General features: G+C 70.7%; 7 protein-coding genes and 1 tRNA gene. 1 reads left to right on the top strand and 7 read right to left on the bottom strand.

Annotated elements, in window-relative coordinates:
• Positions 1-51: 51 nt before the first annotated feature.
• The 4 genes from E2E34_RS27035 to E2E34_RS27020 are packed head-to-tail and all read right to left on the bottom strand — an operon-like array spanning position 52 to position 4,756.
• Positions 52-1,473, bottom strand: a complete 1,422-nt coding sequence (locus E2E34_RS27035; protein WP_138904525.1) for a GH1 family beta-glucosidase — start codon at positions 1,471-1,473, stop codon at positions 52-54.
• Positions 1,474-1,515: 42 nt separating this feature from the next.
• Positions 1,516-2,391, bottom strand: a complete 876-nt coding sequence (locus tag E2E34_RS27030; RefSeq protein ID WP_138904524.1) for a carbohydrate ABC transporter permease — start codon at positions 2,389-2,391, stop codon at positions 1,516-1,518.
• The gene (locus tag E2E34_RS27025; protein ID WP_138904523.1) at positions 2,388-3,422 is read right to left on the bottom strand and encodes a carbohydrate ABC transporter permease; all 1,035 of its coding nucleotides are present in this window, start codon (positions 3,420-3,422) and stop codon (positions 2,388-2,390) included. The genes E2E34_RS27030 and E2E34_RS27025 overlap by 4 nt, the downstream gene beginning before the upstream one ends.
• Positions 3,422-4,756, bottom strand: coding sequence for an ABC transporter substrate-binding protein (locus E2E34_RS27020; protein ID WP_138904522.1), 1,335 nt, complete (start codon positions 4,754-4,756; stop codon positions 3,422-3,424). Before E2E34_RS27020 ends, E2E34_RS27025 begins: the two co-directional genes overlap by 1 nt.
• A gap of 281 nt (positions 4,757-5,037) precedes the next feature.
• Here E2E34_RS27020 and E2E34_RS27015 point away from each other — a divergent pair, with 281 nt between their 5' ends.
• Positions 5,038-6,105, top strand: coding sequence for a LacI family DNA-binding transcriptional regulator (locus tag E2E34_RS27015; RefSeq protein ID WP_138904521.1), 1,068 nt, complete (start codon positions 5,038-5,040; stop codon positions 6,103-6,105).
• A gap of 61 nt (positions 6,106-6,166) precedes the next feature.
• On the opposite strand, the gene E2E34_RS27010 is transcribed toward E2E34_RS27015, so the two are convergent.
• The 3 genes from E2E34_RS27010 to E2E34_RS27000 all read right to left on the bottom strand — a co-directional run bounded on the left by E2E34_RS27010 (position 6,167) and on the right by E2E34_RS27000 (position 8,167).
• Positions 6,167-6,239 (bottom strand) — tRNA-His (locus E2E34_RS27010).
• A 90-nt stretch (positions 6,240-6,329) separates the two neighbouring features.
• Positions 6,330-6,932 carry an oligoribonuclease gene (gene orn / locus E2E34_RS27005; protein WP_138904520.1) on the bottom strand — a complete coding sequence of 201 codons (603 nt, stop codon included), beginning with the start codon at positions 6,930-6,932 and terminating at the stop codon, positions 6,330-6,332.
• Between the two features lie 5 nt (positions 6,933-6,937).
• Positions 6,938-8,167, bottom strand: a complete 1,230-nt coding sequence (locus E2E34_RS27000; RefSeq protein WP_138904519.1) for a helix-turn-helix domain-containing protein — start codon at positions 8,165-8,167, stop codon at positions 6,938-6,940.
• Positions 8,168-8,650: the final 483 nt, after the last annotated feature.

Below are 8,650 nucleotides of genomic sequence, written 5' to 3'. Positions count from 1 at the left end.
GGGACGGACGGATCCTCGGCGGCGGTGCGCACCGGTCGCCCGCCCCCGCGCTCACTCCTCCAGCATCGGGTAGGGCAGCACGCCCGTCCTGGCCACCCGCCCGTACCAGTGCGCGCTGGACTTCGGGGTGCGCTCCTGGGTCTCGTAGTCGACGTACACCGCGCCGAACCGCTTGCTGTAGCCGTACGCCCACTCGAAGTTGTCCATCAGCGACCACAGGAAGTACCCGCGCACCCCGGCGCCGTCCCGCATCGCCCGGCGCACCGCCGCCAGGTGGCCGTGCAGGTAGCGGATGCGGTCCGGGTCATGGACCGCACCGTCGTCGCCCGGCTTGTCGTCGTACGCCGCGCCGTTCTCGGTCACCAGCAGATCGGTACCGGGTGCCTCCTGCGCGTACCTCATGAGCAGGTCGTACAGGCCGGTCGGGTCGACGGACCATTCCATCGCGGTCAGTTCGCCCGGCGGCTGGTGGAACGCGACGGTCTCCGAGCCGGGCCAGGGCGAGTGCTCGCTGGAGCCGTGGCCGTCACGACGGGAGCCGTCGCCGCCGGACGCCTCCGAAACCACCGCCGGCGCGTAGTAGTTGACGCCCAGGAAGTCGAGCCGCGCCCTGGCCGTTGCCGGGTCCTCGTCCCGTACGAACGACCAGTCCGTCAGGTGCGCCGTGTCGGCCAGCAGGTCGGCCGGGTAGGCGCCGCGCAGCATCGGGCCGGTGAAGATCCGGTTCGCCAGGGCGTCGATCCGGCGCCGCGCGTCCAGGTCGCCCGGCGACTGCGTCAGCGGCCTGACCGCGCTCGGGTTGAGGCTCACCCCGATCCGCGCCCGCGCCGGCAGCGCCGCCCGCAGCGCCTGCACGGCCAGGCCGTGTCCCAGGTTCAGGTGGTGGGCGGCGCGCAGGGCGGCCACCGGGTCGGTGCGGCCGGGTGCGTGCACCCCGGAGCCGTACCCGAGGAACGCGCTGCACCACGGCTCGTTGAGGGTGGTCCACAGCTCCACCCGGTCGCCCACGGCGTCCGCGACGAGCCGCGCGTACTCCGCGAAGCGGTACGCCGTGTCCCGCGCCGGCCACCCGCCCGCGTCCTCCAGCTCCTGCGGCAGGTCCCAGTGGTACAGGGTCAGGCTGGGCGTGATCCCGGCGGCCAGCAGCTCGTCCGTCAGCGCGCGGTAGAAGTCCAGTCCGCGCTCGACGGCCGGACCCCGGCCGGTCGGCTGGACGCGCGGCCACGACACCGAGAAGCGGTACGCGTTCAGCCCCAGGTCCGCCATCATCCGTACGTCGTCACGCATCCGGTGGTAGTGGTCGACGGCCACGTCACCCGTGTCACCGCCCAGCACCTTTCCCGGCGTACGGCTGAAGGTGTCCCAGATCGACGGGGTGCGGCCGTCCTCGCGCGCGGCGCCCTCGATCTGGTAGGCGGCGGTCGCGGAGCCCCACAGGAATCCGGGTGGAAAGCTGTCCGTGCCTTCGGTCATGGAAACGCTCCTGGTGAGGGGAGAGGTGTACGAGGAGGGTGGTCAGCCCTTGACCGCGCCCTGCATGATCCCGCCGACGATCTGCCGCCCGAACAGCACGAAGGCCAGCAGCAGCGGCAGCGTGCCGAGCAGCGCGCCGGCCATGATGACCGACTGGTCGGGTACGAAGCCCTGGCCGAGGTTGGCGAGCGCCACCTGTACGGTCGGGTTGTCCTGCGTCAGCGCGATGATGGGCCAGAAGAAGTCGTTCCACGCGGCCACGAACGTGAGCATGCCCAGCACCGCCATCGCGGGCCTGGCGGCGGGGAACACGATGTGCCAGATGATCCGCAGGCTGCTCGCCCCGTCGACCCGCGCCGCCTCGACCAGCTCGCTGGGCAGCGCCTGCACCAGGTACTGGCGCATGAAGAAGACCCCGAAGGCGCTGACGAGCGTCGGCAGGATGACGGCCTGGAGCTGGTCGGTCCACTGGAGCTCGGCGACCGTCATGAACAGCGGTACGACGCTGAGTTGCGGCGGCACCATCATCGTGGCCACGACCAGCAGCATCAGCACGTTCTTGAAGCGGAAGCGCAGTTTGGCGAAGGCGAAGCCGGCGAGGGTGGAGAAGAGCACCGTGCCCAGGGCGATCGTCCCGGCCACCACCGCCGTGTTGAGCAGCGCCAGCCCCATGTTGGCGTCGGTCCACGCGGTCTGGAGGTTCTTGAACAGGTTCCCGCCGAACCAGAACGGCGGCGGTGTCTGCGACAGCCGGGTGTTGTTGCGGGAGGCGGCGATCGCCGTCCACACGAGCGGGAACAGCGACCCGAGGGTGAAGACGATCAGTACGGCGTAGGTGAGGGGACCACCGTGCAGGTGGCGCCCGGCGCGGCCGCCCAGGACCGGCCGGCGCGGCGGAGTCGGCTTCGTCGGCTTCATTGGCTCTTCCTCAGGCGGCGCGCGATCAGCAGGTGGACACCCGCCACGATCAGCAGGATCAGGAACATCGCCCAGGCGATCGCGGAGGCCCGCCCGAGGTGGAAGTTGAACCAGCCCTGCTCGTACAGGTAGAGCCCGAGCGTCTGGAACTGGTGGGACGCCCCGCCCTTCTGTCCGCCGGCCCCGCCGAACAGCAGCGGCTCGCCGAACAGCTGGGTCGCGCCGATCGTCGAGACGACGACCGTGAAGAGGATCGTCGGCCGCAGCGAGGGGATGGTGACGTGCAGGAACTGCTGCCACCGGGTGGCCCCGTCCAGCGCCGCCGACTCGTACAGGTCGTTCGGCACCGCCTGCATCGCGGCCAGGTAGATCAGCGCGTTGTACCCGGTCCACCGCCAGATGACGATGGTCGACACCGCGACCTGCGACGACAGCGTCCCGCTCTGCCAGTCGACCTTCCCGAGCCCCACCCCTTCGAGCGCCCAGTTGATCATCCCGTAGTCGCGCCCGAACAGCAGCACGAAGACGAGCGTCGCGGCCGCCACCGAGGTGGCGTACGGCGTGAGGATCGCGACCCGGAAGAAGGCGGAGGCACGCAGCCGGTAGTTGAGCAGATGCGCGATGCCCAGCGCCATCAGCAGCTGGGGCACCGTCGACAGGACCCCGATGGTGAAGGTGTTGCGCAGCGCGTTCCAGAAGAACTCGTCCTCCAGGAGCCGTGTGTAGTTGTGCAGCCCCACCCACTCCATGTCGTTCGGCGCCGACAGCGACACGCGGTGCAGCGACGACCAGCCCGTGTAGAGGAGGGGGAAGACCCCGAAGGCGGCGAAGAAGACGAAGAAGGGGGCGACGAAGGCGTACGGGCTGTACTTCGTGTCCCAGCGGTAGCGCCTGCTGCGCCACTTCCGGCGGCGGTCGCCGGCCGCGACCGGCCGCTCGACCGCCGCCACCGCCGCTGTCGGCCGGTCCGGGACCGCGTCCCCCGAGGAGGGGGACGCGGCCGGGCCGGACTGGTCGGTGTACGGACGCATCAGCCGTCCACCGCGTTGTCGATCTCCTTCAGAGCCGCCTTCCAGCCCTCCGCCGGGCTCTTGCCCTGCTGCTCCACCTGGAGGATGCCGACGTCACCGAAGGCGGTGCCGATCTGCTGGTCCTTCGGGCCGATCACGAGCGTCGGGATGCCCTTGGCCGCCTCGGCGAAGAGCTGCCCGGTCGGGGCGTCGCCGAAGTACGGGTTCTTCGCGCCGGAGACCACGTCCATCTCGTACGCCGGCGGGGTGGACGGGAAGCTGGCCTGCTTGTCGAAGAGCTTCGCCTGCTGCTCGGGCGCGGTCAGCCAGGCGGCGAGCTTGATCGCCTCGGCCTTGTTCTTGCCGGCCTTCGGTACGCCGATGAACGAGCCGCCCCAGTTGGCCGGCTTGGGGGCCGCCGCGACGTCCCACTGGTCCTCGCCCGCCGTGCCCGCCTTCTCCTTGATGTACCCGAGCATCCACGGAGGGCAGGAGACGGTGGCGAAGGTGCCGTTGGCGTACGCCTGGTCCCACGCCTTGTCGAACTGCTTGAGCTTGGCGGTCAGTCCGCCCTCGGCGGCCTGCATGGCCAGGTCCCAGGCCGTCTTCACGGCGGGGCTGTCCTTGTAGATCAGCTCACCCCCGGCGTCGTAGAACCTCTCGGCGTAACCGTTGTTGACGGCGGCGAACAGACCGGCCGCCGAGTCGGTGAACGTCGTGCCCTTGGGCCCCTTGGCCTTGTACTGCTTGCCGGCGTCGACGTACTTCTGCCAGTCGCCCGCCCACAGCTTGCCCACGGCCTCACGGTCGGTCGGCAGCCCGGCCTTCTTGAACAGGTCCTTGCGGTAGCACAGGCCCATCGGCCCGATGTCGGTGCCGAGCGCGACGGTCCGCCCGTCCTTGGTGGACCCCTGCGCCCACTTCCAGTCCAGCCAGTTGGCCTTGTCGACGCCGGGCGCCTTCGACAGGTCCTCGAACTTGTCGGCCTGCGTGGTGACGATCTCGTTGATGTTCCCGACCTCGACGGCCTGGATGTCCTGGAGCCCGCTGTTCGCCGCGAGGTGCGTGAGCAGCTCCGGGTAGTACGTGTCGTTGCGCTCGGTCACGTCCTCCTTGATGACGATGTCCGGGTTCAGCTTCATGTACTCGTCGTAGAGCCCGGCCTGCTTGTAGCCGAACACGCCGAAGGTGCCGATCTCCAGCGTGGTCTTGCCCTGGGCGTTCTCCTTGCCGCCGCCGGAGCCGCCGGTTCCCTCGTCGCTGTCCTCGGCGCAGCCGCCGAGCAGGCCCGCGCCGAGTGCGACCACGGCGGCGACCACCACCGCTCTGCGACGCGTTCGGGTACTGGTGCGCATTGCGTCCTCCTTGTGCCCTGACGTGCCGACCCCCCGGCCAACTGTGCTGGTGCGGCCCAGAGTTGTGCCTTCGGCCCGGGCGGGGAACGTGCGGGTTGTGTATGAGTCAGGTACTGTGGGAGCGCTCCCAAGTGTGATGTGTTGAAGGTTCGCGGCTCCCCGCGGGGGTGTCAAGGTTTCGGACGGGGATTTCCCGTCCGAGACGGCCATGAGATATTGCGCAGCGCCGCACGGCGACCGGACGGGGTCCGGACGGGGCACAGTCTGGGGAGGTCGGGGACATGGCGACGCAAGGAATCCGGGGCCCGGGGGGCCGGCGCGGCGGGCGGCCGACCCTTGAAGAGGTGGCGGCACGCGCGGGGGTGGGCCGGGGCACCGTCTCGCGGGTCGTCAACGGCTCCCCGCGCGTCAGCCAGGAGACCCGCGCCGCCGTCGAGGCCGCCGTCGACGAGCTGGGGTACGTACCGAACCGCGCGGCCCGCGCCCTGGCGGCCAACCGCACGGACGCCATCGCGCTCGTCGTCCCGGAGGTCGAGTCCCGCTTCTTCGCCGAGCCGTACTTCTCCGACATCGTGCGCGGCGTCGGCGCCGCGCTCGACAGCACCGAGATGCAGCTCCTGCTCACCATCGTCGGCAACGACCGCGAGCGCAGCCGCCTCGCCCGCTACCTCGCGGGCAACCGCGTCGACGGGGTCCTGCTGGTGTCCGTGCACGCCGACGATCCGCTGCCCGAGCTGCTGGTCCAGCTGGACATCCCGGTCGTCCTCAGCGGCCGCCGCTCCGCGGACGAGCCGCTCGCCTGGGTCGACGCGGACAACGTGGCGGGCGCGCGCGGAGCCGTGGCCCACCTGATATCCCGGGGCCGGCGCACGATAGGCACGATCACCGGCCTGCTCGACGTGTACGGCGCACAGTGCCGGCTCGACGGCTACCGGCAGGCGCTCGTGGAGGCCGGGCTCGACGCCGACGAGGGGCTGGTGGCCCCCGCCGACTTCACCGAGGAGGGCGGCCGGCGGGCCATGGGGGAGCTGCTGGACCGCCGACCCGGGCTGGACGCGGTCTTCGTCGCCTCCGACGTGATGGCGGCGGGAGCCCGGCAGGTCCTGCGCGAGCGTGGGCGCAACGTCCCGGGGGACGTGGCGCTGGTCGGCTTCGACGACTCGGCCATCGCCCACCGGATGGACCCGCCGCTGACCAGCGTCCGCTGGCCCATCGAGGAGATGGGCCGGGAGATGACCCGGCTGCTGCTGGCCGAGATCGCGGACCGCCGCCCGGCGGGCGCCCGTGGCGTCGACGACCGCCGCCGGATCGTACTGCCGACGGAGCTGGTGCCCCGTACGTCGTCGTGAGCGGCCGGGCAACACATCGAGCCCCTGACCTGTCTCCAGGTCAGGGGCTCGATGCGATCAGGGTGAGTGACGGGACTTGAACCCGCGGCCACCTGGACCACAACCAGGTGCTCTACCAACTGAGCTACACCCACCGTGGCCGGTCGTTTCCGACCGGCTGAGAAAAAGTGTACAGGGTCCCAGAGGGTGCTCGCGCCCAGGTTTAACCGGGTCCCACCGGTGGGCTACTGCGCAGGCAGGACGTATTTCGCGGCGATTTTCTTCGCCGTTTCGGAGTCCGGCCCGGGCTGCGGCACGAAGACCGCCTCCCGGTAGTAGCGCAGCTCCGCGATGGAGTCCTTGATGTCGGCGAGCGCCCGGTGGTTGCCGTTCTTCTCCGGGCTGTTGAAGTACGCCCGGGGGAACCAGCGGCGGGCCAGTTCCTTGACCGACGAGACGTCCACGATCCGGTAGTGGAGGTACGCCTCCAGCGTCGACATGTCACGCAGCAGGAAGCCGCGGTCGGTGCCGACCGAGTTTCCGCACAGCGGGGCCTTGCCGGGCTCCTTCACGTGGGTGCGTACATAGGCCAGGACCTGCTCCTCGGCGTCGGCCAGCGTCGTTCCGCCGGCCAGCTCGTCGAGGAGGCCCGAGGCGGTGTGCATCTGCCGCACCACCTCGGGCATGGTCTCCAGGGCCGCGTCCGGCGGGCGGATCACGATGTCCACCCCGTCGCCGAGCACGTTGAGCTCCGAGTCGGTGACCAGTGCGGCCACCTCAATGAGTGCGTCGTCCGTCAGCGAGAGCCCGGTCATCTCGCAGTCGATCCACACCATGCGATCGTTCATGTGTCTCACCCTACGGGGCGTTCCCGCTGGCCGGGGAGCGTCGGGCGGCCGGGGGTGTACACATCGGAGCTGGGCTTGCCCGGCTCCGCGCTCGCCGACGTGGTCGCCGTGGGGCCCGACTGCGTACTGGCCGCCGCCGTGCGCCGGGCCTGCTGCGGCATCGCTTCCGCGCCCTGGCCGCCCCCGGGCAGCCCGGACGGGCCCGTGTGGACCTCGCCCTGCGGACGCCGGGCCCGGTACGCGGCCCGGTACGCGGCGGGGGACGAGCCCAGCTGGCGCCGGAAGTGCCCGCGCAGCGCGACCGGCGAACGGAAGCCGCAACGCCCCGCGACCTCGTCGACCGAGTAGTCGGACGTCTCCAGCAGACGCTGCGCCTGGAGCACCCGCTGAGTGATCAGCCACTGCAGGGGAGCGCTCCCGGTGAGCGAACGAAAACGCCGGTCGAACGTGCGCCGGCTCATGTAGGCGCGCGCGGCCAGCGTCTCCACGTCGAACTGCTCGTGAAGGTGCTCCAGCGCCCAGGCGACGACCTCGGCCAGCGGGTCGGCGCCGATCTCCTCCGGTAAAGACCTGTCGAGATAGCGCTCCTGGCCGCCGCTCCGGCGCGGTGGTACGACCAGCCTGCGGGCCAGTGCCCCGGCGGCCTCCGTGCCGTGGTCCGTACGCACGATGTGCAGGCACAGGTCGATTCCCGCCGCCGTGCCGGCCGACGTGAGGACGTCGCCGTCGTCGACGAAGAGCTCGCGCGGGTCGACGTGGACGGACGGATAGCGCTTGGCGAGCGTCGGCGCGTACATCCAGTGCGTGGTGGCCGGGCGGCCGTCGAGCAGCCCCGCCGCCGCCAGCACGAACGCGCCGGTGCACAGCCCGACGATGCGGGCGCCCTCCTCGTGCGCGCGGCGCAGCGCGTCGAGTGCCTCCGGCGGTGGTGGCGAGGTGATGGACCGCCACGCCGGTACGACGACGGTGCCGGCCCTGCTCATCGCCTCCAGGCCGTAGGGGGCGGTCAGTTCGAGACCGCCCGTGGTGCGCAACGGCCCGTCCTCGCCCGCGCACACCAGTAGCCGGTATCGGGGTACTCCTGCGTCCTGCCGGTCAATGCCGAACACAGAGAGCGGGATGGAGCTTTCGAAGATGGGGCCGCCACTGAAGAGCAGTACTGCGACGATCTCCCGGCGGCGGCGTCCGGAGAGCTTCCGTGCGGCCTCCGGTACGGCAGTGGAGTCCTGGCTCATGACGCTAAGCCCCCCTCGGTGTTCGCGTCCTCTCGGTCCTGCACGTTTCCCCTCGGTCCTGCATGATTCCCCCGCCGTATATACCCATGATCGAATCTACTGTGTCCCGTGGCGCCGGCGTGACAACTTCGGCATTCGGCACTATGTCGACAAGGCAACTTGGCGCGAAGCATTCGATCACGAAGCGTTCCACTCGTGGGCCCCGCAGGGAAGTACGCATCCCGCTCATGGCCCGTCCCCGTAGGGTGCATTGACCGGAGACGGTCCTTTCATGCCTGGTGGTACGGGGGTGGGGAGGGCATTTCGCCAAGGGTTGGGTCACAGCCAGAAGTTGGCTGAAAAGATATGGGTTCGTGCGTGCGAGAACGTCATTCTCCCGGTGCGCTCGGCCCCGCGTGACGCCCGCCCCGGCGCGCCCCGGCCGGCCGCCGCCGCGCGCGGTCCGTCTCCGCGGCCGCCGCCTCGGCCGCCGCGCGCTCGGAC

The organism is Streptomyces albidochromogenes, from assembly GCF_005981925.1.
In the GTDB taxonomy this organism is placed as follows: Bacteria; Actinomycetota; Actinomycetes; order Streptomycetales; family Streptomycetaceae; genus Streptomyces; species Streptomyces albidochromogenes.
This window is presented reverse-complemented; position numbering and strand designations above follow the sequence as displayed.